This window comes from Jeongeupia sp. USM3, from assembly GCF_001808185.1.
Classification (GTDB): domain Bacteria; phylum Pseudomonadota; class Gammaproteobacteria; order Burkholderiales; family Chitinibacteraceae; genus Jeongeupia.
In genome coordinates this window covers 376,501-402,519 of sequence record NZ_CP017668.1, presented here as the reverse complement: position 1 = coordinate 402,519, position 26,019 = coordinate 376,501, and the positions used below count along the sequence as shown (strand labels likewise).

General features: G+C 65.1%; 20 protein-coding genes. 3 read left to right on the top strand and 17 right to left on the bottom strand.

The annotated features are described in order from the left end of the window. Positions 1-23: 23 nt before the first annotated feature. From BJP62_RS01835 to BJP62_RS01765, 15 genes are all read right to left on the bottom strand, one after another. Positions 24-674, bottom strand: coding sequence for a hypothetical protein (locus tag BJP62_RS01835; protein WP_070525919.1), 651 nt, complete (start codon positions 672-674; stop codon positions 24-26). Further along, positions 661-1,482, bottom strand: coding sequence for an NAD(P)-dependent oxidoreductase (locus BJP62_RS01830; protein WP_070525918.1), 822 nt, complete (start codon positions 1,480-1,482; stop codon positions 661-663). The genes BJP62_RS01835 and BJP62_RS01830 overlap by 14 nt, the downstream gene beginning before the upstream one ends. Further along, the gene (locus tag BJP62_RS01825) at positions 1,475-2,527 is read right to left on the bottom strand and encodes an FkbM family methyltransferase (RefSeq protein WP_070525916.1); all 1,053 of its coding nucleotides are present in this window, start codon (positions 2,525-2,527) and stop codon (positions 1,475-1,477) included. The genes BJP62_RS01830 and BJP62_RS01825 overlap by 8 nt, the downstream gene beginning before the upstream one ends. A gap of 20 nt (positions 2,528-2,547) precedes the next feature. Further along, positions 2,548-3,081, bottom strand: a complete 534-nt coding sequence (rfbC, locus tag BJP62_RS01820; protein ID WP_070525913.1) for a dTDP-4-dehydrorhamnose 3,5-epimerase — start codon at positions 3,079-3,081, stop codon at positions 2,548-2,550. Further along, entirely contained in the window at positions 3,078-4,328 is a 1,251-nt protein-coding gene (locus BJP62_RS01815; protein ID WP_070525911.1) for a class I SAM-dependent methyltransferase, read from the bottom strand. The genes rfbC and BJP62_RS01815 overlap by 4 nt, the downstream gene beginning before the upstream one ends. Then, positions 4,325-5,383, bottom strand: coding sequence for a CDP-glucose 4,6-dehydratase (rfbG, locus tag BJP62_RS01810; protein ID WP_070525910.1), 1,059 nt, complete (start codon positions 5,381-5,383; stop codon positions 4,325-4,327). Before rfbG ends, BJP62_RS01815 begins: the two co-directional genes overlap by 4 nt. Further along, entirely contained in the window at positions 5,374-6,150 is a 777-nt protein-coding gene (gene rfbF, locus BJP62_RS01805; RefSeq protein ID WP_269466103.1) for a glucose-1-phosphate cytidylyltransferase, read from the bottom strand. Before rfbF ends, rfbG begins: the two co-directional genes overlap by 10 nt. A 15-nt stretch (positions 6,151-6,165) precedes the next feature. Further along, a complete protein-coding gene (locus tag BJP62_RS01800; protein WP_070525905.1) occupies positions 6,166-6,897 on the bottom strand; it encodes an S-methyl-5'-thioinosine phosphorylase in 732 nt (243 codons plus the stop codon). Between the two features lie 112 nt (positions 6,898-7,009). Continuing rightward, positions 7,010-7,888, bottom strand: coding sequence for a UTP--glucose-1-phosphate uridylyltransferase GalU (gene galU, locus BJP62_RS01795; RefSeq protein ID WP_070532166.1), 879 nt, complete (start codon positions 7,886-7,888; stop codon positions 7,010-7,012). Positions 7,889-8,147: 259 nt separating this feature from the next. Then, the gene (ligA, locus tag BJP62_RS01790) at positions 8,148-10,538 is read right to left on the bottom strand and encodes an NAD-dependent DNA ligase LigA (protein ID WP_070525903.1); all 2,391 of its coding nucleotides are present in this window, start codon (positions 10,536-10,538) and stop codon (positions 8,148-8,150) included. 61 nt (positions 10,539-10,599) lie between these two features. Continuing rightward, positions 10,600-11,751 carry a cell division protein ZipA C-terminal FtsZ-binding domain-containing protein gene (locus BJP62_RS01785; protein WP_070525902.1) on the bottom strand — a complete coding sequence of 384 codons (1,152 nt, stop codon included), beginning with the start codon at positions 11,749-11,751 and terminating at the stop codon, positions 10,600-10,602. A 95-nt stretch (positions 11,752-11,846) separates the two neighbouring features. Further along, positions 11,847-15,338, bottom strand: coding sequence for a chromosome segregation protein SMC (gene smc, locus BJP62_RS01780; protein WP_070525900.1), 3,492 nt, complete (start codon positions 15,336-15,338; stop codon positions 11,847-11,849). A gap of 66 nt (positions 15,339-15,404) precedes the next feature. Continuing rightward, positions 15,405-18,152 carry a pitrilysin family protein gene (locus BJP62_RS01775; protein WP_070525898.1) on the bottom strand — a complete coding sequence of 916 codons (2,748 nt, stop codon included), beginning with the start codon at positions 18,150-18,152 and terminating at the stop codon, positions 15,405-15,407. A gap of 102 nt (positions 18,153-18,254) precedes the next feature. Continuing rightward, positions 18,255-19,340 (bottom strand): iron-sulfur cluster carrier protein ApbC, encoded by a 1,086-nt coding sequence (gene apbC, locus BJP62_RS01770; RefSeq protein ID WP_070525896.1) that lies wholly within the window; start codon positions 19,338-19,340, stop codon positions 18,255-18,257. Positions 19,341-19,498: 158 nt separating this feature from the next. Next, a complete protein-coding gene (locus BJP62_RS01765; protein WP_083300635.1) occupies positions 19,499-21,757 on the bottom strand; it encodes a patatin-like phospholipase family protein in 2,259 nt (752 codons plus the stop codon). Positions 21,758-21,807: 50 nt separating this feature from the next. Here BJP62_RS01765 and BJP62_RS01760 point away from each other — a divergent pair, with 50 nt between their 5' ends. The 3 genes from BJP62_RS01760 (at position 21,808) to BJP62_RS01750 (ending at position 24,397) form a co-directional block, all read left to right on the top strand. Then, positions 21,808-22,482 (top strand): glycerophosphodiester phosphodiesterase, encoded by a 675-nt coding sequence (locus BJP62_RS01760; protein WP_070525893.1) that lies wholly within the window; start codon positions 21,808-21,810, stop codon positions 22,480-22,482. 82 nt (positions 22,483-22,564) lie between these two features. Next, positions 22,565-23,878, top strand: coding sequence for an anaerobic C4-dicarboxylate transporter family protein (locus BJP62_RS01755; RefSeq protein ID WP_070525891.1), 1,314 nt, complete (start codon positions 22,565-22,567; stop codon positions 23,876-23,878). 183 nt (positions 23,879-24,061) lie between these two features. After that, positions 24,062-24,397: a hypothetical protein gene (locus tag BJP62_RS01750; RefSeq protein WP_070525889.1), complete on the top strand. Its 336-nt coding sequence runs from the start codon at positions 24,062-24,064 to the stop codon at positions 24,395-24,397. Here the strand turns inward: BJP62_RS01750 and BJP62_RS01745 are convergent. Then, positions 24,394-25,248, bottom strand: coding sequence for a L,D-transpeptidase (locus BJP62_RS01745; RefSeq protein ID WP_070525888.1), 855 nt, complete (start codon positions 25,246-25,248; stop codon positions 24,394-24,396). The two genes, BJP62_RS01750 and BJP62_RS01745, sit on opposite strands and share 4 nt — an antisense overlap. A 158-nt stretch (positions 25,249-25,406) precedes the next feature. After that, positions 25,407-25,931 (bottom strand): DUF3455 domain-containing protein, encoded by a 525-nt coding sequence (locus BJP62_RS01740; RefSeq protein WP_070532163.1) that lies wholly within the window; start codon positions 25,929-25,931, stop codon positions 25,407-25,409. Positions 25,932-26,019: the final 88 nt, after the last annotated feature.

Genomic DNA, 26,019 nt, shown 5'->3' with positions numbered 1-26,019 from the left:
CGGCATCATCCGCGCGGCAGCGCTTACAACCGGAAAATATCGGCCAGGATGTCGCGCCGGTTGGGCTTGAAAATCAGCCGGTCGGCGCCGGCAAACACCAGCTGATCGGGCGGCACGTCGCGATTGACCACGCTCACCCCTTGCGACAGTACGGCATTCCGCCCGATGTGCGATCGGCCGATGATCGCGGTATTCGGATACATCACCACGCCCGGCTCGATCACCGGCGCGACTCCGTGATTCTTGCCGACGGTCGAGTTCTGATAGAGCACCAGATGGCTGCCGTACGTGGCCTTGGCCAGTACGATTCCGACCGAATGCCCGATGAAGAACACATCAGGCATTTCCACTTCGTAGAACAGGTCGATCCCGTTCAGTGTCTTGTTCAGCAGGAACAAGCGCGTGGCGACCCGGGTATCACCGCCGGCGCGCCAGAGCGTGTTCGCAAGGAAGTACAGATAGAGGCAGTACTGCGTCGAGTGCAGATGGCTGAACTTGCCGGGCTGCCACATCCGCACCGCGTCGATGCACGTGCCGGTACGGGCCAGCGCATCGTCAAGATGGCGATCCAGCTCGCGCCGGACGGCATCGGCCCTACCGTCGGGAAAGAAATGGCAGATCTGCGTACTCGTGTAGTCGAGCAGACCTTCGCGCGTCTGGTCAATCAGTTCCATCGCGTAATCCCTGCAGGTACTGGCCGACCTTCTCCTGCACCGGCGCCGGCCGGACGCCGAACGATTGCAGCAAGATGCTGTTGAAGCTGGGGAGTGCAGCCGCTCCGCCGGTGCCCGAATAGCCGATCTGCCAGCCTTGGTCTGAAAAAACCGCCGCAATATCGGCGTTGCTCACGTTCCGGCCGGAGACAACGTTAACGATACCCGCGTATTCCGAGCCGGCGATCTTCAGTATCGAATCGACGACGTCGTCGATATGGATGTAATCGCGGACGATGGCGGGAGACGAATCGACGCGGAATGCACGTGCCAGCCTCGCCTGCGACAGCAGCCCGCTCAGGAAGCCGTGCGCCCGGCTCGTCCAGCCGTAGACGCACCCCAGCCTCAGGACCACGCTGCGTGGGCCGGCGAGCGTCAGGCACAGGTTTTCGCCCAGCGCCTTCGACAGGTCGAACAGGTGCCGCTTCGATGCGGGATCGAGCTGAAGCGGTGTTTGCTCGTCGACCAGCCGGTCGCCGAGCGTGTCGTACAGGCGCACCGACGACAGATAAACGAGCCGGCCGACCTTGTTGCAGAGCAGCAAGCGCGACAACAGGTTCACGTGGACGTCGATCGTCGAGGCCGGCGACGCGAGGTAATCGGCCGTTGCGCCGGCGCAATAGAAGACGGTCCCGAGGTCCTGGTCGACGAGGCCCGGCAGTTCGTGCCGTGTCGGACAGGATGGCTCGAAACCTTGACGCCGCAGCACTTCGGCAAGAGCACCGCCGATGAAGCCGCTCGCGCCGACGATAGTGAGACGCTCAGCCACGGCGCAGCGGTGCGTGCAGCGCCGGGTTGCGATGGCGCAACAGTTTGGGGCTGACGTTCCGGCAGATGCTGAACCCGGCACCTTCGAGCAGGGACGCATCCTTGACCGCCACCATGTTGAACCCGTGCGGCGGTCCGTCGAGGTAGACCGAATCCACCGGGATCAGCTCGATCGGCTCGCCACTCATGTCGCGGTTGGAGTTGTAGTCGCGCAGCGCATAGACGACGTAGCCATTGCTCGACAGCAGCGAAACGATCTCGGTGTTGGCCAGGCCCGCATCCCAGTCGACATAGCTGCGGTGGACCTCGAACACGATGATCGGCGCATGCGCGGCGTCCAGCGTCAGATATGGCGACGCGCCCTGCAGCGCGGCGAGTTCCGCCCCCTCGATATCGAGCATGATCAGGTCGGGTCCGCCGTCCTTGCCGAAGTAGTCGCGCAGCGCCACCGTGGCAAAGCCACCTGCGTCGACGACCTCGGTACTGGCGAACGAGTCATAGCCGACCAGCTTCAGTGTGGTCGAACTGTCGGACCACAAACCCTCGGGACGGATTCGCACGTTGTCGAGCCCGTTCAACTGCAGATTGCGCTCGAGCATCCTGCGCTGGTCGTCGTTGGGCTCGAACGCGTGCACAACCCCGCCGGCAGCGGCAACGGCCTTGGCAAGAAGCACCGCCTGGTCGCCGAAGTACGCCCCGCCGATCACGATGTTCCGGCAGCGGCCGGCAAAGTGCAGCAGCAACTTGCTCGTTTGCGGCTCCCAGACATGGTCGGGAACCGGCCTGTCGGCCATGACGAAATCACGGGCAATCTTCGAGCGATAAAGGAACTCGAATTTCAGCCCGCCGCTCAATGCCTTGACCAGCGGCTCGCCCTCGACAAACAGCGCATCGACCAGCGGGCCGGTGATTTCCTCGCGGATATCGAAATCGATGAGCTGGTTCCGCTGCTCGAAATCGAGCAGCATTTCAACGAACGATGAGCGCATTGATTCGCTCGCGGCCAGTTTCTGGAAGGCGGCGGACAATTGCTCGGCCTTGTTCATTCGATTTTCCTCTCGTCAGATCAATTCTGCAGCGCTGGCAGCGACTTGTCCTTTTCGGACATGCTCACTGCCGGCACGATTGGCCAGGCAATTACCAGTGCCGGATCGAAGCTCGCAATACCCGCGGCACAGGCGGGGTCGTACGGTACGGTCATTTGATAAAAAACCAGCGTATCGTTTTCGAGCGTCTGAAACCCGTGCGCGACGCCCTTCGGAATATAGAGCTGCAAGCCGTTGTGCTCACTGAGCTCGACCGAATGCCACTGCCGGTAGGCGGGTGAATCGCCACGCAAATCGACGATCGCGTCGAAGATCGCCCCCTTGTGAACGGCGACCAGTTTTTCCTCTTCGAGCGGTGCGGTCTGGTAATGCAGGCCGCGCAGCGTTCCCCGTTTCTCGTTCCACGACACGCTTTGCTGGATGAACCGGCCGTTAAGGCCATGTTCGGCGAATTGCTCCACGCACATCGTCCGGGCAAAGAAACCCCGTTCGTCGCAAAGCGGTTCGGATTCGATGACGAAGGCGCCTGGAATCGGCGTCGGGTGAAAAATCATCGCAGCACCGTTACCGCCGGAATCGGCACGACGAATTGTCCGCCCCAGTCGCGGATGCCGGCCATATCGGCGACAATTTCGTCCTTGATGTTCCACGGCAGGATCAGCAGGCAATCGGGCTTGTCTTGCATGACGAACTCGGGCGGCCGCACCGGAATCCGGCTGCCGGGCAGGTATTTGCCTTGTTTGGCAGGATTGCGATCGACGACGTAGTCGACGAAGTCGCGACCAATACCGCAGTAGTTGAACAGGGTGTTGCCCTTGGCCGCGGCACCGTAACCGACGATCCGCTTGCCGTTGCGCTTGGCATCGACCAGAAAGGCGAGCAAGTCACGCTTGAGCGTACGAACACGCTCGGCAAAGGCATGATAGGTCGCCGGGTCGGTCAGTCCGGCCGACACCTCGTGGTCGAGCATCGCGTGCACCGCGGCGGTTTCTTCGTGTCGTGCGCCGGCATGGCAGCCGTAGATTCTCAGGCTGCCGCCGTGGGTCGGTAGAGTCTCGACGTCGAAAATCCTCAGCCCGGCTTGCGCAAATACCGGCAGCAGCGCCGTCAGCGACAGGTAGAAATAGTGCTCGTGGTAGATCGTGTCGAACTGCTGGCCGGTTATCAAGCGCAGCAGGTGCGGGAACTCCAGCGTGATCACGCCCTCGTCGGCCAGCAAGATCGGCATCGCCGCAACAAAACCGTTGATGTCGGGAACGTGGGCGAGGACATTGTTGCCGAGCAGCAGGTCGGCCTTCCTGCCCGATCGGGCCAGCTCGTTCGCAGTCTGCGCGTCGAAGAAGGTCTGCAGCGTCGGTACGCCTCTGGCCTCGGCGGCGCGGGCGGTACTTGCGGTCGGCTCGACGCCAAGACAGGGAATCTGCCGCTTCACGAAATACTGCAGCAGGTAGCCGTCGTTGCTGGCGATCTCGATCACTTGGCTGGCGCGATCAAGCGCGAAGCGCGCCACCATGTCGGCGACGTAGCGCTCGGCGTGCACGAGCCACGAACTCGAATACGACGAAAAATAGACGTAGTCGTCGTGGAAGTGCGTATCGGCACGCAAGACCTCGGTCAGCTGCACCAGCCAGCAGTTGCGGCAGACCATCGCGTGCAACGGGTAGTACATCTCGCCGCGGTCGAGATCGCGCTCGGCAACGAAGGCGTTCGATACCGGCGACAGGCCCAGGTCGACGAACGAGTCGACTAGCCCGGCGCCGCAGGCGCGGCAGTGATGAGCGTGGCTGGGTGGTACAGTCATGAGAAATACCGTTCGATTTGCGACAGCGTCAGCGCCCGGGCCTGTTGCGGCTCATCGAGCACCGTGCGGTACCAGTCGGCCGTGTACTGCAACGACTCGTCGAGCGACCAGCGCGACTGCCAGCCCAGCAGCTGTTGCGCCTTGCTCGAATCGAGGTGCAGTAGCGCCGCTTCGTGCGGCGCATCGTAATCGGGTTGGTGAAGCGTTTGCAGTTCGGGCCAGTATCGCTGCAAACGGTGCAGCAGTTCGCCGACGGCGAGATTGCCTTGTGCGTTCGGGCCGAAATTGAACGCACCGTTCACCTGCGGGTCGCCCCGCAGCGCGCACGCACCGAGCAACAGATAACCATGCAGCGGCGCCAGCACGTGCTGCCATGGCCGCGTAGCGGCGGGCCTGCGCAGCACCAGCGGCTGCCGCTGCTGCACTGCGCGGACCGCGTCGGGGATCAGCCGATCCTCCGCCCAGTCGCCACCGCCGATCACGTTGCCGGCACGTGCAGTGGCGATGATCGTCTGCCGCTCTTCCAGATAGGACTTGCGGTAGCTGTCGACCAGCAGCTCGCATGCGGCCTTGCTGGCCGAGTACGGATCATATCCGCCGAGCCGATCGGTTTCGCGGTAGCCCCAGTGCCATTCGCGGTTGTCGTAGCACTTGTCGGTGGTCACTGCGACGACGGCGCGAACCGACGGGCAATGACGGACGCCTTCGAGCACGTGCGCGGTGCCGAGCACATTGGTCTGCCAGGTGAGGATGGGGGCGCGGTAGCTGGCCCGCACCAGAGGTTGCGCGGCCAGGTGAAAGACGATCTCGGGCCGAACCCGATCGATGGCCTGCCTGAGCAAATCCGGCTGGCAAATATCGCCGATGGTGTGCGAAGCCAGCATGCTCTGCAGATCGGCCAGTTCGAACAGATTGGGGCTGGTATCGGGCGCCAGCGCAAAACCGTGCACTTCGGCGCCAAGCGTATTCAGCAGCGTCAGCAACCAGCCACCCTTGAAGCCGGTGTGGCCGGTAATGAAAACGCGCTTGCCGCGATATGCGAGGTTCACGTCCATGATTTCCACGGCGGATTACCGGAATCCCATAGCGATTCGAGCAGGTTTTTCTCGCGCAGCGTATCCATCGGCTGCCAAAAGCCCGAATGCTCGTACGCCATCAACTGGTCTGCTTGCGCCAATCGCTGCATCGGCTCGATTTCCCAGCTCGTTTCATCGCCGTCGATCAGTTCGATACAGCGTGGATCGAGCACAAAGAAACCGCCGTTGATCCAGCCACCATCGCCCTGCGGTTTTTCGACGAAGCCGGTGACCCTGTCTTCGCTGCGGATCAGCGCCCCGTATCGTCCCGGTGGCTGCACCGCAGCGACCGTTGCCCAGCAGCCATGCGAGCGATGGAAGGCGATTTCAGCGCTCAGATCGATATCGGCAACGCCATCGCCGTAGGTAAAGCAGAACGGTTCGTCCGGATCGAGATAACGGGCGACGCGCTTGAGCCTTCCGCCGGTCATCGTCGTCTCGCCGGTATCGACGAGCGTCACGCGCCACGGCTCACCCTTTTGCTCATGCACGGTGATGCTGTTGTTCGAAAGGTCGATCGTCACATCCGACATGTGCATGAAGTAATTGGCGAAATACTCCTTGATGACGTAACCCTTGTACCCAAGGCAGATGATGAAGTCATTCACGCCATGCGACGAATAGATTTTCATGATGTGCCAGAGCAGCGGTCGGCCACCGACCTGAATCATCGGTTTTGGCTTTAGGTGGCTTTCTTCCAGAATCCGCGTACCCAAGCCACCCGCCAGAATCACAGCCTTCATCATTGCTTCCAATCAAAATCATTCAATCGCCAGCAAAATCGCAAGCAAATCGGGCATTCTCCGCTCGAGAACGACTGCGGCATCCAATTGCGATACTTCCATGCGGCTTTTCGCCACGCCGGCGGCCCAGTTTACTGAAATTGCCAGTGTTGTGTACGCCAGATTCATTTCGCGCGCCAGTACCGCCTCGGGCATGGCCGTCATGCCGACCATGTCGGCGCCGTCGCGGCGGATCTTGCGGATCTCGGCTGCGGTTTCCAGCCTCGGCCCCTGCACGCAGGCGTAGACGCCGCCATCGACCAGCGGCACCCGGGTCTGCGCGGCCGCCCGCAGCAGCTCGCTCCTGATTGCGCCATCGTAGGGTTCGGTGAAGTCGACATGCGTGATCGCCTGGTCGCCGCCGTCGAAAAATGTCTGCTGCCGGCCCCAGGTGTAATCGATGAGCTGGTCGGGCAGCACCAGCACGCCCGGGCGCAGCGACGGCTTGATTCCGCCGACCGATGCAAGCGCGACGACGCGGGTCGCGCCCTGCTCGGCCAGCGCCCAGATGTTGGCGCGGTAGTTGATCCGGTGCGGCAGAATGGTGTGACCGTAGCCGTGACGAGCCAGGAAGAGGACTGATCGGCCGGCCAGCTCGCCGATGATCAGCGGCCCGGACGGCTCGCCGTACGGCGTCCGCACGATCAGCCGCTGCTGCACGCTCAATCCCGTCAGGCTCGCCGCTCCGGCGCCGCCGATGATGGCCAGCATGATCGCTCCGAACCGGTTCAGCCACGCGGCGCCGGCCCTTCAATCATATGCACTGGCGAAGGCGCAAACGAAAAAGGCGGCCCGCAGGCCGCCCTTGATCGAACACGGCCGATCAGCCCCTCGGCAGCGTGAAGCGGCTCAGGTATTCGGCAAACTCGCCGCCGACCTCGGGGTGCTTGAGGCCGTAAGCCAGCGTCGCCTTCAGGTAGCCGAGCTTGGAGCCGCAGTCGTAACGCGTACCCTTGAGCTTGTGCGCAAGGATGTGCTGCTCCTGCATCAGCGCGAAGATGCCGTCGGTGAGCTGGATCTCGCCACCCTTGCCCGGCTGCACGTGCTGCAGGTGGTGGAAAATGCGCGGCGTCAGGATGTAGCGGCCGACGACGGCGAGATTCGACGGCGCTTCTTCGGGCTTGGGTTTTTCGACGATGTTGTTGATGCGCAGCCGGCCGTTGGTGCCGTCGACCGCGACGATGCCGTACGAGCTGGTTTCCTCCTGCGGCACCTCTTCGACGCCGAGCACCGCGCAGTGCGTATCGCCGAAGACTTCGACCATGCGCGCCATTTCCGACGTCGTGCCGCCGTCGATCAGATCGTCGGCAAGGATGACCGCGAACGGCTCGTCGCCGACCACCGGCTCGGCGCACAGCACCGCGTGCCCCAGCCCCAGCGCTTCGGGCTGGCGGATATAGATGCACGTCACCGACTTCGGAATGATCGACTGGACGATGTCGAGCAGCTTCTGCTTGCCCTTGGCCTCGAGCTCGCTCTCGAGCTCGTACGCCTTGTCGAAATGGTCTTCGATATTGCGCTTGTTGCGGCCGGTGATGAACACCATTTCGGTAATCCCGGCATCGAGCGCCTCCTCGACCGCGTACTGGATCAGCGGCTTGTCGACGACCGGCATCATCTCCTTCGGGCTGGCCTTGGTGGCCGGCAGGAAGCGGGTGCCCATGCCGGCAACGGGGAATACGGCCTTGCGGATTTTCTGCATCGAAGTTGCTCCTTTGTAGTCTTGTGCTAGCAAACCCAGCCGCAGTGCTGCACCCATCGCCTGGTCGGACTGGCGCTGCGTCAGCACGTCGGGCCATTGCGAGACCGCAGACCGCCCCAGGCCGAGTGCATCGGCAAGGCGGGCCTGGTTGCCAAACAGGCTCAGGATGTCGGATTTGCGCATCGCGTCATTGTTCAACAATTTGAACCGCAAAGGCAAGCCTAGCGCACCTTCGTTACACGTTCATAAAAATAAACATTTAGCCAGCCAGCAACGCACGCAACCCCGCCTCATCCAGCACGGCAACGCCAAGCGACGCCGCCTTGGCAAGTTTCGATCCCGCCGCGTCGCCGGCGACGACGTAATCGGTCTTCTTCGACACACTGCCCGACACCTTGCCACCGGCAGCCTCGATCAGCGCCTGCGCCTGATCGCGACTCAAGGTCTGCAACGTTCCGGTCAGCACCAGCGTCTTGCCGGCGAGCACGCCGGCCGCTTCCGCCTGCGCCGGCAGACTCGCCAACAACACCTCGCGCTGCGCGTCGAGCTCGTTCAGCATGGCACGGCGGCCGTCGACCGCCAGCCAGGCCTGCAACGAGGCAAGCACATCCGCAGGCAGCCCACCCAAGCTTGCCACACCGGCCGCAGCCAGCACCGCGGGCGTCGGCGCCACTTCGGCCAGCTGGCGCGCGCGCAGCGGCGTCAGCTTCGGCACGCCCAGCACGGCATAGAGCTCGGCCACAGCCAGCCTGTCGCGCCATTCCGCACTCGGCGGATGGGTATCGGCCGCGGCAACACCGGCACCGAGCAAAGCGTCGAGCGCCTGCTGGTTTTTCGGTTCGGCAAAGAAATCGGCAATCGAATCGGCAACGGTCGCACCGACATCGGGCAGCACGCGCAACAGCGGCGCCGGCGCTTTGCGGATCAGCGCGAGATCGCCAAACCAGTCGGCCAGCGTCTTGGCGGTCGACTCGCCGACATGACGGATGCCGAGCGCGAACAGCAGCCGCGCAAGCGGCGGGCGCTTGCTCGCAGCGATACCGGCGATGAGGTTCTCGGCCCACTTGCTCGCAATCTGGCCGGCCTTGACCGTTTCCGGCACTACGCTGTCACGTTCGTCGGCGCGACGCTTCATCTCGAGCATGTCAGCCAGCGTCAGCCGGTACAAATCGGCAACGCCGTGCACGTAATCGAGATCGACCAGATTGTCGATATAGCGCTCGCCCAGACCGTCGATATCCATCATCCGCCGACCGGCGAAGTGACGGATCGCCTCCTTGCGCTGCGCCGAGCAGAACAGCCCGCCCGAGCAGCGCGCGATTGCCTCGCCCTCCTCGCGGACCACGTGCGAGCCGCAGACCGGGCAGGCTTTCGGCAGCTCGAACGGCGCATACTTCGGCTCTCGCACCGTATCGAACATATCGGCTCCGGGGCGCTCGACCATCGGCCGTTCGGCCTGCACCACACCAACCACTTCGGGAATCACGTCGCCGGCACGGCGGACGATGACCGTGTCGCCGACGCGCACGTCCTTGCGGCGCACCTCGTCCTCGTTGTGCAGCGTCGCATTGGTCACGGTCACGCCGCCGACGAAGACCGGCACCAGCCGCGCTACCGGCGTGATCGCACCGGTCCGGCCAACCTGGACGTCGATAGCCTCGACCGTCGTCAGCGCCTCCTGCGCCGGAAACTTGTGCGCGACCGCCCAGCGCGGTTCGCGCGAACGGAAGCCGAGCTCCTGCTGGAGCGCAAGCGAATCGACCTTGTAAACGACGCCGTCGATATCGAACGGCAAGTCGGCGCGCAGCGCGGCAACGCGGTCGTGAAACGCCACCAGCCCGGCCCCGCCCCGCGTCCGGACGCGCTCGGCACACACCGGCAGACCAAAGCCCTGCAGCGCATCGAGCAGATCCGAATGCGCCGCCGGCTGCCAGCCGTCGACCTCGCCAACACCGTAGGCGAAGAACGACAGCGGCCGCATCGCGGCAATCGCCGGATCGAGCTGGCGCACCGCGCCGGCGGCTGCGTTGCGCGGGTTGACGAAGGTCTTGGCGCCCGCGGCTTCCTGTTTTTCGTTCATCGCATCGAAATCGTCGCGACGCATGTAGACCTCACCGCGCACTTCGAGCAGCGGTGGTGCATCGCCGTGCAGCCGCAGCGGAATCTGGCCGATCGTGCGGATGTTCTGCGTGACGTCCTCGCCGGTCATGCCGTCGCCGCGTGTCGCCGCCCGGACGAGCACGCCCGCTTCGTATCGCAAACTGATCGCCAGACCGTCGAACTTCAGTTCGGCAACGTAATCGACCGGCGCATCACCATCACCGAGCGCCAGCTCCTTGCGTACGCTGGCATCGAAAGCCAGCGCACCGGCCGCACTCACGTCGGTCTCGGTCCGGATCGACAGCATCGGCACTGCATGGCGCACCGGCTCGAACTGCGGCAAGGGTTGTCCGCCGACACGCTGCGTCGGCGAATCGGCGGCTTTCAGCTCCGGATGCGCCAGCTCGATCGCCTCGAGCTCGCGGAACAACCGGTCGTACTCGGCATCGGGCACCGTTGGTGCATCAAGCACGTAGTACTCGTGGCCATAGCGGTGCAACAGTGCACGGAGTTCGGCCGCACGGGCGAGCACGGAATCGGAAATCGTCATGTCTTCGGTCCAAATGAAAACGCCGCTGACTGGCAGCGGCGCATTCAGAGCATTCGTTCGATCAGGCAAACAGCCGCAGCGCCGCCATCGAGCCCGGTGCAATGCCGCGGTCGTCCATCTGTGCGTAGATGCTCGACAACTGCGTGCGGATATTGGCAATGCTGCCCGGCGCCAGCGGACGCCCCGAGTCGTCGACCAGCTCGCCCGCGAGCAGGCCTGCCAGCTGTTGCGCAATCTCGCTCAGGTGATCGAACACCGGCAGGCCGCCGGCAACGCGCGGCACGTCGAACAGGAAGGTCAGCCCCTCGCTGGTATTGCCGAACGGGCTCTGGTCCTGATTGACCAGCGAGAACAGCGCCTTGCCCGACTCGCTACGGTAGTGGTAGAGGCCGTCGGCGCCGCGCACCAGGCCGGACTGCTCGGCGAACTGACGTACGCGCTCCATCGGGAAGGGCCGCCCCTGCGTGACGATGTTCATGCCGATCAGCACGTCGACCGAGGCGCAGAACTCGTCGAGCTCCTTGGCGGCCGTCAGCTTGCCCGAGCGCTGCGGGAAGGTCACCACCGCCTCGTGCGCATCGGCAAACTGCTGCACCGCCATGCAGAAGGCGTTGAGCTGCTCCTGGGTCAGCGACCCCTGGCGGTCGGCCAGCTGCAGACCGGCACGCAGTTCGGTGTAGTAGGCGGTGCTGCGCGCGCTGACGACCTCCCACTGGCCGGACTCGCTCAGCCCCAGCAGCATCACCCGCTTCGGCGCCGGCAACTGCGGCACCGACACGGCGGCAATCGGCTCGCCGGCGTGGACTTCGGCAATGAAATCGAGCGACGAATCGAGCTGGCTCGTTGCCAGCACTTCGACGTCCTGAAGTTCGACCTGCTTGGCGACCGGTTCCGGCGCGGGTGCAGGTGCCGGCGAGGCATCGACGTCGAACGCCGGCTGGTCGTCTTCGATGTCGACTTCGGGCACGTCGAGCTGCGGCTCGCGGCGAAGCACCGTCGCGGGAGCCGGTTCGATCATCGGCTCCAGTCGCTGGCCGCTGGCCGCTGGCCGTACCATGTTCTTCTGCGTATCGAGCAGCACGTCGGGCTGGTTCTGCGCGAACGCGCGCTGCGCCTGCTTGCGGTAGCGGTGTTCCTGCCACCAGTTGAAGGCATAGACCGCGGCGACAATGACGCCGCCGGCAATCAGCGATCCGAGTTGTAAGTCTGTCATGGTTTCTGCACGTCTTTCCCGTTGCACCTGCAACGGTAGGATTATTCCGGATTCGTTCGGTTCAACTCAAGGCTACGGTTCACCTTGCACTTCGCTCACGTCGCAAGTGCCGCATCGCGCATCGTCAGCGCTTGCTGGATATCGACCGCCACCACGCGCGACACGCCCTGCTCCTGCATCGTCACGCCGACGAGCTGCTCCGCCATTTCCATCGTCAGCCTGTTGTGACTGATATAGAGGAATTGCGTGCGCTCGGCCATGGTTTTGACCAGATTGCAGAAACGCAGCGTATTGGCATCGTCGAGCGGCGCATCGACCTCGTCGAGCAGGCAAAACGGCGCCGGATTGAGCCGGAACAGCGAGAATACCAGACTCAGCGCTGTCAGTGCCTTCTCGCCACCCGAAAGCAAATGGATGGTGCTGTTCTTTTTGCCGGGTGGCTGGGCCATGATCTGCAGGCCGGCATCGAGGATTTCATCACCAGTCAGGTGCAGCTCGGCGTGGCCACCGCCGAACAGCGCCGGAAACAGCGCCTGCAGGTTAGCGTTGACCGTGCCGTAGGTTTCCTGCAGCAACGAGCGCGTCTCGCGGTCGATCCGCCGGATCGCTGCCTCGAGCATTTCGACCGCCGACGCCAGGTCCTGGGCCTGTGCACCCAGATAGCCGGCACGCTCCTGCGCGCTTTCCAGTTCGGCCAGCGCGGCCAGGTTGACCGCACCGAGCGCCTCGAGCGCCTGCGTCATCCGCGTGATTTCGGCGGCGAGACGCTGCACTCTGGCGCCATTGCCCAGCTTCGCCAGCAAGGCCGCCTCGTCGGCGCCGGCTTCGACCAGTGCCTCGGCGTGGCGCTCGTACGCCAGTCTTGCTTCCTGCTCCTGCAACTTCAGGGCGGCGAGCGCCTCGCGCGCCGGGTCCAGTGCCGTGGCAATCGCCCGCCGGTCGGCGTCGCGCTCGTCCAGCGACTGCGTGACGCCATTCAGCGCGTCACGGGCCGCCGCCAGTCCAAGCTCATGTTCACGCCGCACATCGAGGGCGAGCTGCACCTCGCCGTCCAGTGTCGCACCGCCAGTCTCGTCGAGTTCGATCAGTTGCTGCTCGAGCTGATCGCCCACTTGCGCGACCTGTTCGGCCAGCGCCTCGCGGCGATGTGCGAGCTCTGTCAGGCGATCCCGCGCGCTTTGGGCCGCAAACCGCAGCGACTGCGCATGGTGCTCCGCCTTGCGCAGAAGCTCGCGCTGCGTCGCGGCAGCCGCCTCGAATGCCTTGCGCGCCTGCGCTGCGGCTTCGGCCTGCTGCTGCAGCGGCGGCAGCGTCGCCTCGGCCGCCTGCAGCTCGTCGGCCGCCGCTTGCCTTGCCTGCACGGCGTGCTCGTGCTGCCCGGTCACGTCAGCCCATGCCTGTGACGCCGCCTCGCGCCGCGTCCGCCGCTCGGTGGCCGCGGATTCGTGCTTCGCCAGCTCGCGCATCTGCGCCTGCAAGCGTTGCTGGGCCGCCGCTTGCTGTTGGCGTTGCGACTTCAGCGCAGCCTCGTGCCCGGCCGCGTCGTACTCCGCCTTTTCGCCGGCCAGCTCGGCCGCAGCCAGCGCCGGCGCCAAGGTCGCCAGCGCTAGCTCGGCATCCGACCGCGCCTGCCGACGTTGCACCATGCCCGCCGCATCGCCGCTGGCGGCGTGGTAGCGAACCCGCAGCGCATCGACCAGATGCCCCTCCGGCGTCACGAAGCACGCTCCTTCGGGTAGCTCGACGCGGCGCGCCAGGGCGACGGCAAGCTCGTCAACACAATACGCCGAACCGAGCAGCGCATCGGCCAGCCCCTTCAGGGCCGGGTCACGCAGGGCGACCCGCGCCGCGAGCGGCTGCAGCCCATCGAGCGACGGCCGCGACGCGCCCTGCGCCTGCCGTTGCAGCACGGTGGCCGCCACCGGTGCAGCCAGATCGGGTACGGACTCGGTCAGATGCCCCTTGAGCGCATCCCCCAGCACCGCCTCGAGCGCGGTTGCCCATTCGGCGTCGACGTCGAGCGAATCCAGCAAGAGCGGCGCCGCAGCCAGCCCTGTCTGTTCCAGCCAGTCGGCCACGTCGGCGCCCTCGTGCTCGATGCCGAGCGCTGCGAGCCGCGCCGCAGCATCTGCGCGGGCCAGCGCCAGCGCCTCGCGCTCGGCACGCCGCTGGGCCAGATCGGCGCGCGTCAGCGCCAGAGCCTCTTCGCGCTGCGAAATCGCCATACCGAGGTCGTCGTGAGTGCGACGCAGGTTTTCGGCTTCGTCCCTTTGCGCGACAAGCCCGGCCTCGTCATCATCGCCACCGGCCGCATCGGCGCTCAATCTGGCCAGGCGGATCGCCAGTGCCGTCTCTGCCTGCTCGTGGTGTTGCAGTTGCTGGCGAGCCAGGGCAACCCTGGCGTGTGCCGACGACAGCTGCTCGCGTGCAACCTGCTGCGCCTGCTCGCCGCCGGCAGCGTCATCGTCGACCTGCGGTTGCAGCAGCCGCACCTCCTCGAGCTCCAGCATCGCATCGTCGAGTTCGGCATCGGCGTCGTCGCGTCTCATCTGCCAGCCGGCGAGATCGTCCGTCAGCGTCGCGCCCTGCTGCTCGAGCCGGGCCAGTTGCTCACGGCTGGCGCCTGCCAGCTGCTGCAGCCGTTCGCGCGTCTGCCGCTGGTGCATCTGCCGCTGTTCGAGCTGCGCGACGACCGTATTGGCCTCATAGAGCGCGGTCTGCGCCAGCTGCACCTGATCGCCGGCAGCGTGGTGCTGCTCGCGCAGGGCGACAATGCTCGCCTCGTGCGCGCGCAGCGCCGCCAGTTGTGCTTCGAGCGCGTTCTGTGCCGCGCCGATGCTGCCGCGCACCTGCTCGAGCGACTGGCCGGCATCAAGCTTGCGCTGCAGCGCCAGCAGGTTCTGCTGCTCGACGATGCCCTGCTGCAGTCGCTGGTACTCGGCGGCGACTTCGGCCTGCGCCTGCAGCCGCTCGACCTGCGCACCGAGTTCTTGGCGAATGTCGTCGATTCGCGCGAGATTGTCGCGGGTATCGGCAAGGCGCGATTCGGTTTCGCGCCGTCGCTCCTTGTACTTGGAGACGCCCGCGGCCTCTTCGAGGAAATGGCGCAGCTCGTCGGGCTTGGCCTCGATGATGCGGCTGATCATCCCCTGCTCGATGATCGCGTAGCCGCCCTTGCCGACGCCGGTGCCGAGAAAGAGATCGGTGATGTCGCGGCGCCGCACCGCGAGGTTGTTGATGTAGTAGTCCGAGTCGCCCTGGCGGGTCAGCACGCGCTTGATCGAAATCTCGGCGTACTGCGACCACTGGCCTGCGGCCAGCCCTTCGCGGTTGTCGAACACCAGCTCGACCGACGCGCGGCTGACCGGCTTGCGGCTGGTCGAGCCGTTGAAGATCACGTCCTGCATCGACTCGCCGCGCAACTGCTTGGCCGATGACTCGCCGAGCACCCAGCGCACCGCGTCGATCACGTTCGACTTGCCGCACCCGTTCGGCCCGCAGACGGCGACGAGCTGCCCGGCGACGTGGATCGTCGTCGGGTCGACGAAGGATTTGAATCCGGCAAGCTTGATATGGCTGAGACGCACGCGGGGCTCCAGACGGAGCCCCGATTGTAGCGGCCTGCGCAAGGCAGGCACAGACCGCTGCCGCGATCAGATCCGCGGATTCGGGCTGACGCGGCCGATCGTCATGCCGGCCTCGGACAGCCAGCGCCGCGCGCCGTCACGCAGCGCCGCGGCGTCGGTCGCCTGCACCGCCTTGTACACGGCGTCGACCTGCGATACCGGCAGGCCGCCGGCATCGTTGGTCAGCAGGCGCTGACACAGCATCTCCGGCACATCGAGCTCGGCGCGCGCCTCGCGCAGCACGATGCGCCTGGCGGCGTCGAGCTCGGACCGGCCCACCGGCGTATCGCGCAGCGACGCGAACACGCTGCGCACCTGCCTGGCCGCCTCATCCTCATGTTTTGGGTCGATATCGAAACCGACGACGAGCTGGGCAAACTGCGCCGAGCTCGGCAGCAACTGGTAGTTGACGGTCGGCGAATAGCTCATGCCGCCGTCGTCGCGCAGCCGCAAGCGCAGCCTTTCCTCGAGCACCGTTTTCAGCAACCAGCCCTGCGCGATCGTTTCGGGCGACCACGGTTGGCGGGTGTTGAACTCGATCCGTACATAGCCACTGCGCCGGGTGGTGTCGGTTTCCTGAACATCGCCGCCGGCGACGGCTTTGACCGGCGCGATCACCGTCGGCACGACGTCATCGCGCCGCGGCAGGTTGGCCAACCACTTCTCGAGCAGCGGCTTGACCGCTGCCGGGTCGAAATCGCCGACGAGGCCGAGCGTGAATCGTGACGGGTCACCATAGAGCTGGCGCACGACCTGCTCGAGACTGCCGTTCTGGTACTCGTCGTACCAGCGCGGATTGGCGATCTGCAAACGGTAATCATCGGGGAATGCCGCGTCGCGCATGTCCTGGTAGATCAGCCGGGCAAAGCTGTTGATCTGCGCGTCCGGTTTGACCAACTCGTCCCGTCCCCAGCCGCCGAGGCGATCGTTTCGCGGGTCACGGTAAAAGCGGTGGTGCAACTCGGCGAACACCGTCGGCAAGCCCGACGGCTGGGCACTGCCGTAGAAGCCGAACCACTCCTGCTCGACCGACGTCGCGAGGCTGACGCCGTCGGCGAGACGGATACGTGCGACCTCCAGCTGCGGCAACAGCGCCACCGTCATGCCGGCAATCGCCGACGGGGCGATCAGCGCCGCCGGGTACTGCGACTCGCCGAACTGGAACAGGCCGCCCATCGCACCAAAGCGGAACTGCACCAGCCCGTCGCCGCCGGCCATCGGGCGCAGCAACACTTTCACGCCGTTGGACAACACCAGCGTCTCGATATCGCCGTCGCGCCGTGCGCTGGTGATCTTGCCCGGAGCGGCCTTCGGCCCGGGAAAGGCGAGCGTTGCGTAATCGCCGAAGGCGGCTGGTTGCGGCCCGGGCTTGAAACCCTTGTACCAGCCGAGCACCGTGTCACGGTCGGGCAGTTGCTTGATGTGTTTGGGCTGATAGGCGAACTGCAGGTAGCGCGGCCGGGCCAGCGCATCGGCCAGCAGCGCCGACAGCGTCTTGGCGTCGACCCCGTCGACCGCCTTGCGCAGCTCGGGTAGCTCGGCCCGGCTGTCGCTCCACGGGTGCTGGCCGAGCGCCGCCATCGCCAGCAGGTCGGCCTCGGCCTTGGCACGGCCGCGACCATTGGCTTGCCACTGCACGACCGTACCGATGAATTCGCGCTTGAGCTGCGCCAGCGTCTGGTCATCAAGCGGCTGCACGACGAAGGCAGTCAGTTGGCCTTCGAGATTCAGCAACTGCTGCCGCGTGTCCAGCTGGCCGCTGTGCTTGTTGAGCTCCGGCACCAGCCGGTAGCCGAAATTCAGAATCGGCTGCCCGTCGTCGCGCCAGCGCCAGTCGATCTGCGGCCTGATCGCGCGCTGCGCCAGCCTTTGCGTCAACGCATACTTCAGCAGCGCCACCACATAGGCCTTGCGGACACCTTCGGCACTCGCAAAGTCCGGGCGCGGGAACGAGAGCCCCAAATTCGCCCAGTCATTCATGCCGTCGTCGACAAGGCTGACGGTATACGCCAGCGTCGTCGACGGCGGCATCGGCGCACGCAGCTGCGCCGGCTTGCCGCCAGCCTCGGGCCACAGGCCGGCAAACTGCTTGCGCAGTTGCGATTCGACCTGGTCCGGGTCGACATCGCCGGCGACGACAAGCGTCATTCGGCCCGGCACATACAGTCGCCGATACAAACCGCTCAGCGCATCGGCCGGGATCTTGCCGATCGAGTCGGGCGTACCGTAGGACCAGGCACCGGCGCCGGTGCCCTGCTGGTACAGCGCATGTTGCTGCAGCCAGGCACGGAATGACGCGTCGTTCTGCCGCCCGCGCAACTCCTCGGCGACAACCTTGCTTTCAGCCGCCAGGGTCGCCGGATCGAAACGGATACCCGACGCGAAGCCAGCCAGCACCTTGAGCCCGGCGGCAACCCCGGCAGTATCGCCATGCGGCAGGGCCAGCTGGTAGACCGTTGCCGACGACGATGTCCAGCCGTTCAGGTGCTCGCCGAAGCGGAAGCCCTGGGTACGCAGATACGGCACCAGCGTGCCGTTCGGGTACGCATCGGTATCGCGGAACGCCATGTGCTCGATCAGGTGCATGCCGCCGTCGAGCGTGGCGTCGCCAACATCGACCTCGCCGGCGTTGACGACCAGGCGGAACTCGACCTCGCCGACCGGCCGGTCGGTATGCCGGATCGCGTACCCGAGGCCGTTATCGAGTACGCCGATCCGATCGGCGGCCTGCGCCAGACCGGCGCAGCACACGAGTATCCAGAACAACTTTCGCATCAGATGAATTCCCGCCATGAAACGGACAATCATACCAATCACGAAAGCAGCGAACCAAAACAACAGAAAGAATTGAATTGATTTAAAGCAAGAAATTGAATGTCATTTCTGGATGACGATTTTCGGAAATTTTGCAGAGAAGTCCTGCGCCCGCTCGGCGACCTTGACCGCGACCTTGCGGGCGATCTCCTTGTACAGTGCCGCGACCGTGCCGTCCGGGTCGGCGGCGACACTGGGCTTGCCGGCATCGACGCTGGTGCGGATGCCCAGATCCAGCGGCAGCTTGCCGAGCAGCGACACGCCGTAGTCCTCGCCCATCCTCTCGCCGCCGCCTTCGCCGAAAATCGGCTCGACATGGCCGCAGTTCGAGCACACGTGCGTACTCATGTTCTCGACGATGCCGAGAATCGGCACGCCGACCTTCTCGAACATCTTCAGCCCCTTGCGCGCGTCGAGCAGCGCGATGTCCTGCGGCGTGGTGACGATCACCGCACCGGTCAGCGGCACCTTCTGGCTCAGCGTCAGCTGGATATCGCCGGTGCCCGGCGGCAGGTCGATGACCAGGTAATCGAGGTCGTCCCACAGGGTATCGTTCAGCAGCTGCTGCAGGGCCTGCGTGACCATCGGGCCGCGCCAGACCATGGGCTGCTCGGGGTCGATCAGGAAACCGATCGACATCGTCTGCACGCCGTAAGCAACGATCGGCTCGATGTGCTTGTTGTCCGGCGACTGCGGCTTCTGGTCGGCAACCCCCATCATCAGCGGTTGCGACGGGCCATAGATATCGGCGTCGAGCAGCCCGACACGGGCCCCTTCGGCGGCCAGCGCCAGCGCCAGGTTCACCGACGTCGTCGATTTGCCGACGCCACCCTTGCCGCTGGCGACGGCGATGACGTTCTTGACGTTCTTGAGCAGCGGCACGCCGCGCTGCGCCGCGTGCGACACGATCTGGCTGCTCACCGTCACCTCGACCGCGCTGACGCCGCCGACCGATGCCAGCGCGGCCGTGAATTGCGCGCGGATCGCATCGAACTGGCTGTTCGCCGGGTAACCGAGCACGATCTCGGCACGGGCCCGGCCATCGATCAGATCGAGCCTTTTGATGCATTTGCCGGCGACATAGGTCTTGCCGGTGTTCGGATCGATAAGCGAGGCGATAGCGGCCTGCAGCAGGTCGGGCTGGGACATCGTGGGAGTTCCTTCACGCGCGGCGCCAAAGAGGCGGGAGATAAACGACATGGCGAAGCGATCAGCATGGTTGACTGGATTAGTCGGCTATTTTCGCGGATCGGCGGTCGAAAAACAAACGCCCCGCATTGCGGGGCGCCTGACACCGGCCCGGATGCTCAGTACGGGTTGCCGAGCATCACGTAAAAACGCGCCTTTTTGTTGTCGCCGTACGCGCCGGCGACGTAGAACGGCCCAAGGAAGGTATCCATGCCGACGAAAGCCGTCACCGAGGTGTGCAGACTGTCCTGGGACTCCTCGACCGCATCGAACAACTGCCCCACTTCGAGCGCACCGCCGACGTACACCTTGCTGTCCGGAACCAGGAACGACAGCGGGTGATACAGCGCGACACGGCCGTAGGCCATCGAATCGCCGATGATTTCCTGATAGCCGTAACTCGACAGGTTCATGAAGCCGCCCAGCCACTGGACGTCGTTGACGTCGTTGTCGCCCCCGCCGCGCTGCACGACGCCGTGCAGCTTCACGTGTCCGCCGAAATCGCCGAGTTTGAACCCCTTGACCAGCGTTGCACTGGCCTGGCTGTAGGTGTCGAAATCGCCCTGATCGGATTGCCCGCCAAACGACTGGTACATCTGCGCGTTGAACAGCACCCCCTCGGTCGGAAAAGCCAGGCTGTCGAGCTGGTCATAATAGATTCTCAGCCGGACGCCCCAGTCCTTCTGGCCGAAGTTCTCCAGTCCATTGCGAATGCCTGTATCTCCATCGGCAGGATCGCCACTGGAATCCTCCGGCACGAAGCCGATATCCCGCGCACCGCGGTAGTCGTTGAATGCGAAACCCAGGCGGACCTCGCCATATTTGCCGTAGCCGGAACCGACGTCAAGGCCGGCCCTTTCCTTGCGGTACCTGTACTGGGCAACCTTGCTGCCTTCGAGCCAGATGTCGACCGGCTGGTTCTCGATGCTGAAGTACGGCGCCACGAAGGCATAGCCGTCGAGCTGCAGCGGCTGGTAGAACTCGGTCGAAAACTGCGTGTGATCGCCCAGCCGCAACAGCGACGACCACTCGCCGCCCAGATCGTTGATCCAGGTGCGCCGGTAGCGTGCCGCCAGGCTGTAGCGGTTGTCGGTATCGAAGTCCGTACTCAGCGCCAGCCCGAGATTCAGGTAGTTCGGCCCCCAGCTTTTCTCGACCGGGGTCAGCCGGAACAGCTGGCCGTTGCTGGTATCGAGCAGTTCATAATCGAGCTGCGAGAAATCGCCGCGCGCGTAGGTCTTGGTCAGCCGGTCATTGAAGGCGGCATTGTCCAGCGGCTTGCCCGGCGCGATGTCCAGCGCGCCCTTGAGCACGTCGGGGTTCACGTAATCGAGCTGGGCCACCTGGATCTCGTTGATCGGCTTGGGCACGAGCTGTTTTGCCTGCCTGGCCAGTGACCATTTGCGGTATGCCGGCGCCGGCAGCGCATAGCGCTCGAGCTCGGGCAACTGCAGCTGCGCTGCGGCCTCGCCGCGCTCGATCAGTTGTTTGACCTTGGCAAAGTCCGAGCTCGACAGCTTGTCGAGGTCCGGCGTGATCAGAACGTCGCGCCCCGGCCTCAGGCTGGCGATCTGCGGCCGCTGGTTCTGCAGGATCATCAGCCGCGTGTACTGATCGGCCACCGAGAACAGGTTGTCGATCTCGGAACTCTTGAGCGGCGGCGATGCGACATCAACGGCGATGACGACGTCGGCGCACAGCTTGCGCGCCACGTCGACGCCCATATTGCGCGACAGCCCGCCGTCGACCAGCGTCTGGCCCTCGAGCGGCACCGGCGGAAACACGCCGGGCACCGCCATGCTGGCACGCATCGCGCTGACGATGTCGCCATCGTGCAGCACGACCATCTCCCCGGTCTCGAGGTCGGTCGCGATCGCGCGATACGGCGTCGCCAGCTGGTTGAAGTTGTTGACGGTGCCGCCATAGGTCAGCTCGCGCAGAAAATACTCGACCTTCTGCGTACCGATCGCCGCACGCGGGAAAGCGATGGTGCCGTCATCGCGCAAGCCAAGCTCGATGGGCACGTTCCCGACGCGATCGAGCTCCTTCTGGCGGAACGACAGGCTCTGCCTCGGCAGGTTGCTGCTCAGCAGATCATCCCAGTTGGCCTTCTCGCTCTCGGCGATCAGCTCTTCCGGCGTGCGCCCCGCGGCATAACCGCCCGCCACCAGCGCACCGATACTGGTCCCGACGATGCAGTCGATCGGCACCCGCGCGTCTTCCAGCGCCTTGAGCACGCCGATGTGCGCAAGCCCGCGCGCGCCGCCGCCGCCGAGCACCAGGCCAATTCTCGGGCGCGACGATTCGGCGGCCGGGAGCACTGCCGCCGCCAGGCCCATGACCACGCACACCACGAATCTGCACGAAGAACGCCGCATTCAATCCCTGCTAAATTGCTTGTATCGTCAATATTTTAGATGACCTGGCCATGCAACTCATTGCGCATCGCGGGCTGGCCCGCACGGTTCCGGAAAACACCCTGGCCGCCTTTGCCGCTGCATTATCCAGCGGGTTCGACGGCTTGGAAACCGACATCCGCCTCTGCGCCGATGGCGAGGCGGTATTGTTTCACGACCGCATCACCCCCGACGGCACGCCGGTTGCGGCGCTGAGCCGCAAGGCGCTGTCGCAGCAGGCCGGTTATCTGGTGCCGACGCTGGCCGAGGCGCTCGACACCTTTCCCGACGCCTTCTGGAACCTCGAAATCAAGTCCGGCGACGCGGCGCAGACCGCGTTCGAGATCATCGCGGCGTCGCGGCGACGGCACCGGCTGCTGCTGTCGTCATTCCGCCACGACATCGTGCTGGCGGCCGCCGAATCGCTGAAGATCGAATGTGCGCTGCTGCTTGCGCACCGGCCGCCGGCGCTCGCCCCGCTGCTCCACAGCGCGATGGCGCACGCGCAGTTGCGCGGCCTCGTCTGGGATTTCGAGATCCTCGACCTGTCCCTGCTCGAGCAGGCGGCCGATCTGGGCTTTCGCAGCTACGTCTACGGCGCACAGACCCAGTACGAGCACGCGCTGTGCCGCGACTACGACGTCCACGGCATCATCACCGACCACCCGGAGTTTGTCGGGCTGACACCAGCGCCGGCATTGCAATAATCACGTCGCACCGAGCGCCACCGGCCATTGCGTCCCGTTGCGGCATCGGTCAACATGCCGCCGCCTTCAATCGGGATTGCATATGTTATTGCTCGAATTCGCCGTCGTCATCGCGGCCATCCTCATCGGTGCCCGCATCGGCGGCATCGGCCTCGGCGTGATGGGCGGGCTCGGCCTGGCCGTACTGACCTTCGCCTTCGGACTCAAACCGGCCACCGCGCCGATCGACGTCATGCTGATGATCGTCGCCGTGATCACCGCCGCCGGCTGCCTGCAGGCGGCCGGCGGCATGGATTACCTGGTGCGCATCGCCGAAAACCTGCTGCGCCGCCATCCCAAGCGCATCACCTGGTTTGCGCCGCTGGTCACCTACACCTTCACGCTGTTCGCCGGCACCGGTCACGTCGCCTATTCGGTGCTGCCGGTCATCGCCGAAGTCGCCCGCGAATCGGGCGTCCGGCCCGAGCGGCCGCTGTCGATCAGCGTCATCTCGTCGCAGGCCGGCATCACCGCCAGTCCGATCTCGGCCGCCACCGTCGCGCTGCTGTCGCTGCTGTCGCCGGCCGGCGTACATCTGTCCGACATCCTGATGATCGCAATCCCGGCAACCCTGATCGGCACGATGGCCGGCGCCCTGGTCGCCAGCAGGCTGGGCGTCGAACTCGACCTCGACCCGGTCTACAAGGCCAGGCTGGCATCGGGCGAGCTGCAACCCATCGACAGCAGCGCCCGGCCGGCACTGCCGGCAGCGGCGAAGTGGTCGGTCTGGATATTCCTTGCCGCAGCGTTCTCGGTCGTGCTGCTCGGCTCGTTCCCGGCGCTGCGCCCGTCATGGGGAAGCGGCGACAGCCTGGTCAGGCTGGAGATGTCGCAGGCCATCGAAATCATCATGCTGTCGGCGGCGGCGCTGATCCTGCTGGTCAGCCGCGTTCACCCCGAGCAAGTGGTCCGCGACAGCGTGTTCCGCGCCGGCGCGGCGGCCGTCATCGGCATCTTCGGCGTTGCCTGGATGGGCGACACCTTCATCCAGGGCAATATGTCGTTCTTCTCGCACAACATCCAGTCCGCCGTGACCGCGGCGCCGTGGCTGTTTGCGCTCGCGCTGTTCGCCATGTCCATCCTGCTCTACTCGCAGGCGGCAACGATACGCGCGCTGATGCCGCTCGGCATCGCGCTCGGCATTCCGGCACCGGCGCTGATCGCGATGTTCCCGAGCGTAAACGGCTATTTCTTCATCCCGAACTACCCGACCGTGATCGCCGCGATCAACTTCGACCAGACCGGCACAACGCGCATCGGCCGCTGGCTGCTCAACCACAGCTTCATGCTGCCGGGCCTGACGTGCTCGGCGGCCAGCGTTTCCAGCGGCTTCGCTCTGGCCGGATGGTTGCTTTAACGAACATGACAACGGCTTGATATTACTGACAATTTCGTGAATTAATCACGAAAATCAGAGTAAATCGGGCATGGTCCGGTTTTGCGGCAAACCGGATCATCGGTGTATCAGCGGCACCCCGATCGCAGCGACTCACAAGCAATGGCCGCGACGGGCTGTCCGAATCACACCGCGAGGCCCGTCATGCTCCAGATCCCCGCACTCCAGTTTCGTGCCAGCCGGCAGTCCGCCACGCCATCCGTCCGGTACGCCCCGCGCCCGTCCGTGCCGGCTGACGACGCACCACACTTCGAAGACTGGCTGCAGCGGCGGCGCCAGCTCAGGCGGCGCCGGCTGATCGACACGCACCATGCAACTCCGTCTGAAAGCTGGTCGGACCGGCTGGTCTTTACATTGATGCACACCGAAACGCGCCAGCGCGGCGACGAAGCGCAACCGGCCTGCAAGCGCCAGCAGCTTCGTGACGCCTACACCGGCCAGACCGGCAAACCGCGCAGCCGGCTGGTACTGCTGGCCTAGATCTGGCGGCGATAACGCCGGACGGCCCCGGAAGCCGGTCCGTCGACCGGATCGCTGATCGCGATCCATTGCGGCTGCGGCGCGGCGGTTGCCAGCAGGTCGGCATGGCGCCAGCCGAGGGTGCTCGCTTCTTCGAGCAAGGCGTCGATCAGTCGTGGTGCCTGTGCCGCCGCCGCTGGAGCAAGTGCCAGCCGTAACGTCCCTCCGGGTTCCAGACAGCCCTGCCCCATGCAGCAACCGTCGGCCCGCCACAGGGCAAGACGCCGGCCGACCACGGCCAGACCCGATACAGGACTTTGCGGCCCGGCCACGCCGAATCCGACCAGACCGGCACCGATGTCGCGTTCGTACGGATAAACCACCCAGGCCGGATCACCGACGATATCGACCGTTACACCCACGTGCAGCAGCCCGAACAGCGCGACGACATCGCTGTTGCGCATGCGGATGCAGCCGTGCGATGCGGGCACCCCCATCGGCTCGCTGTCCGGCGTGCCGTGGATGTAGATGTAGCGGCGCATCGTGTCGACCGTGCCGAGCCGGTTGAACCCGGGCACGGTGCCGGACAGCCAGATGATCCGCGACAGGATCCAGTCCCGCCCCGGATGCGCGACAGCAAGCTCGGCCGAGTAGACCTCCCCGGTCGGGCGTCGCGCGCGGAACACCGCGTTGATCGGTTCGCTACCGCCGATCAAGGCCCTGACCACATGTCGCCCCCGCGGGGTCTGGAAGCTGCCGGCGCGTTCGCCCGCGCCCAGCGCAGCCGTTGATACCGGGTACTGGCGCAAGACCGAGCCGGATTCGTCGTGCAGCGTCAGCACTTGCGAGGGGATGTCGATTGAAATGCGCATAGGCTGTCGAGTGTACCCCCGCCTCCGGCGATGCGCGACCCGGCCCCCTTGCCGGACAAGCGCTGACCAAGGCCGCGCCGGCGTCCGGCGTTGCACTCCGTCCGGCCGGACCCGATATGCGACGCGGGCCCGACACCGCTACGGACATGCCGGACACGCTACCGGGCGTAGAACAGGTAATCCGCCTCATACGCCACCTGCTGTTTCTGGCCCAGACTGGCGCTGGTACACGGCGTGGCGGGGGCAACCCCGCCCTTGGTGTTCACGCGCTGGATGAAACTGATCCCGGCCATTTTGCCCGCACCGGACAGGGAATTGGCCTTGACCAGCTGCAACGGGATATTCCCCGCCGGCGCGGGGCTGACCGCGACCTGGCTTCCGGTCACTTTCGAGCCATCCACCGACTCCCAGGTCGGGCCGCCATAGTACTTGCCGACCACCTGGCGGCGCTGGTCGTAGAGCACTGCACTGGGGCCGGCAAACGCCCATTCGAACTGGCCCGCAGCGTCTTTCTTGGCACGGCACTCGTAAGTGATCTCGCCCACCCCGGTCGTGCTCATGACCAGTTTGTCCGGCGGATTCACCCGGATCGACTCGGGCAAGGTGGATTGCTGCATCGCCGGCGGCGATGCGCACGCGGCCAGCAGACACAGCGAAGGGGCAACGGCGTACAGGGCATTCATGACGACCTCCATCGGTTTTTCACGCGGCAGATTCCGGTCATTCATTCATATGCACGCGTCCTGCTGACGGATATGCACCATTCCGGAC

Coding starts and splice junctions, on each gene's coding strand:
- BJP62_RS01815 (WP_070525911.1), bottom strand. CDS start 4,328: ATGACTGTACCACCCAGCCACGCTCATCACTGCCGCGCCTGCGGCGCC.
- ligA (WP_070525903.1), bottom strand. CDS start 10,538: ATGACGATTTCCGATTCCGTGCTCGCCCGTGCGGCCGAACTCCGTGCA.
- apbC (WP_070525896.1), bottom strand. CDS start 19,340: ATGTCCCAGCCCGACCTGCTGCAGGCCGCTATCGCCTCGCTTATCGAT.
- BJP62_RS01825 (WP_070525916.1), bottom strand. CDS start 2,527: ATGAACAAGGCCGAGCAATTGTCCGCCGCCTTCCAGAAACTGGCCGCG.
- BJP62_RS01835 (WP_070525919.1), bottom strand. CDS start 674: ATGGAACTGATTGACCAGACGCGCGAAGGTCTGCTCGACTACACGAGT.
- BJP62_RS01740 (WP_070532163.1), bottom strand. CDS start 25,931: ATGAATGCCCTGTACGCCGTTGCCCCTTCGCTGTGTCTGCTGGCCGCG.
- BJP62_RS01745 (WP_070525888.1), bottom strand. CDS start 25,248: ATGCGCATTTCAATCGACATCCCCTCGCAAGTGCTGACGCTGCACGAC.
- BJP62_RS01785 (WP_070525902.1), bottom strand. CDS start 11,751: ATGACAGACTTACAACTCGGATCGCTGATTGCCGGCGGCGTCATTGTC.
- BJP62_RS01800 (WP_070525905.1), bottom strand. CDS start 6,897: ATGCTGGCCATCATCGGCGGCGCCGGAGCGGCGAGCCTGACGGGATTG.
- BJP62_RS01755 (WP_070525891.1), top strand. CDS start 22,565: ATGTTATTGCTCGAATTCGCCGTCGTCATCGCGGCCATCCTCATCGGT.
- rfbC (WP_070525913.1), bottom strand. CDS start 3,081: ATGATTTTTCACCCGACGCCGATTCCAGGCGCCTTCGTCATCGAATCC.
- rfbF (WP_269466103.1), bottom strand. CDS start 6,150: ATGATGAAGGCTGTGATTCTGGCGGGTGGCTTGGGTACGCGGATTCTG.
- BJP62_RS01760 (WP_070525893.1), top strand. CDS start 21,808: ATGCAACTCATTGCGCATCGCGGGCTGGCCCGCACGGTTCCGGAAAAC.
- BJP62_RS01765 (WP_083300635.1), bottom strand. CDS start 21,757: ATGCGGCGTTCTTCGTGCAGATTCGTGGTGTGCGTGGTCATGGGCCTG.
- BJP62_RS01775 (WP_070525898.1), bottom strand. CDS start 18,152: ATGCGAAAGTTGTTCTGGATACTCGTGTGCTGCGCCGGTCTGGCGCAG.
- BJP62_RS01750 (WP_070525889.1), top strand. CDS start 24,062: ATGCTCCAGATCCCCGCACTCCAGTTTCGTGCCAGCCGGCAGTCCGCC.
- galU (WP_070532166.1), bottom strand. CDS start 7,888: ATGCAGAAAATCCGCAAGGCCGTATTCCCCGTTGCCGGCATGGGCACC.
- rfbG (WP_070525910.1), bottom strand. CDS start 5,383: ATGGACGTGAACCTCGCATATCGCGGCAAGCGCGTTTTCATTACCGGC.